Source organism: Vibrio sp. 378 (genome assembly GCF_033339435.1).
On the sequence record NZ_JAWOUO010000432.1, the window covers coordinates 1 to 765 of the forward strand.

A 765-nucleotide genomic window follows, 5' to 3' on the forward strand; every position below is an offset into this window, starting at 1 on the left:
ACCGCCGTACCTGCAGCAATTGCTACCAAGTACATCAAGACTGGAGAAATTGCGTTAGGGATAAGCAGTACAAATAGACCGCCGTGAGGTGCCATCAGTTTCGCGCCGAATAGCATAGATAGAGCACCTGTTAGAGCGCCACCAGCCATACAAGATGGGATTACACGCATTGGGTCTTTCGCTGCGAATGGGATTGCACCTTCAGAGATAAAGCACAGACCTAGCACGAATGATGCTTTGCCCGCTTCACGCTCGTTTGGTTCAAACTTGTTCTTCGCTAGGAAAGTGGCCAGACCCATACCTAGCGCCGGCACCATACCTGCCGCCATGATTGCAGCCATTGGTGCGTAAGTTTGAGAAGCCAATAGACCTACACCGAATGCGTAAGCCGCTTTGTTTACCGGGCCGCCCAAGTCGAAGCACATCATTGCGCCAAGGATAATACCAAGTAGAACGGCGCTGTCTGAACCCATGTTGTTTAGGAAGTCAGTCAGACCATTCATGATGCCAGAAACCGGACCACCAACGATGTAGATCATCACAAGGCCCGTAAATAGCGTCGCAACAAACGGGATGATCAGAATCGGTTTCAATGCTTCCATTGATTGAGGAAGTTTTACTTTATCTGCTAAGAGCTTCGCTGCGTAACCTGCGATGAAACCAGCCGCGATACCACCAAGGAAACCTGCGCCAGTAGAACTTGCCAACATACCACCAACAAGACCCGGAGCCAGACCCGGACGGTCAGCAATTGAAAAAGCAATG

The 765-nt window shown here is 50.5% G+C and carries 1 protein-coding gene; it reads right to left on the reverse strand.

All coding sequences use genetic code 11. From position 1 onward, the window contains the following. The coding region (locus tag R7Q48_RS26755) for a fructose-specific PTS transporter subunit EIIC (RefSeq protein WP_318133260.1) at positions 1-765 on the reverse strand (765 nt) is incomplete at both ends.